Consider the following 337-nt stretch of genomic DNA (forward strand, 5'->3'; position numbering starts at 1 on the left):
CACCGAAAGCGGTCGGTCCGCTGGTGAACGTCATTGGCCGCGTGCCCCGCCAATCGATCGAGGCGGCGCTGGCCGAAATAGGGCCGCCTTCGTCGTGGCCCCCCGCGAAGCGAGACAAGCATCGAAAGCTCAAGCAAGGCCGTTCGCTGATTTTGCGCAATTACACGCACCGGGATACCGAGATGCGCGCGCGCATGCCGGCTGTCGAGGCGCTCGTCCAGCAGGTGCTCTCGCGGGGCTATGGTTCGGTACCGGGCAAGATCGTGGTGGCGTGCTTGCCACCGGGTGAAGAGATCAAACCGCACTACGACGCGGGCGGCTACTACAAGTTTCACAA

1 protein-coding gene is annotated in these 337 nt (G+C 63.8%); it reads left to right on the forward strand.

Annotated features, from left to right (window positions below; genetic code table 11):
* The coding region (locus EN859_RS36295) for an aspartyl/asparaginyl beta-hydroxylase domain-containing protein (RefSeq protein ID WP_135913678.1) at window positions 1-337 on the forward strand (337 nt) is incomplete at both ends.

Source organism: Mesorhizobium sp. M00.F.Ca.ET.216.01.1.1, assembly GCF_004010325.2.
GTDB lineage: Bacteria > Pseudomonadota > Alphaproteobacteria > Rhizobiales > Rhizobiaceae > Mesorhizobium.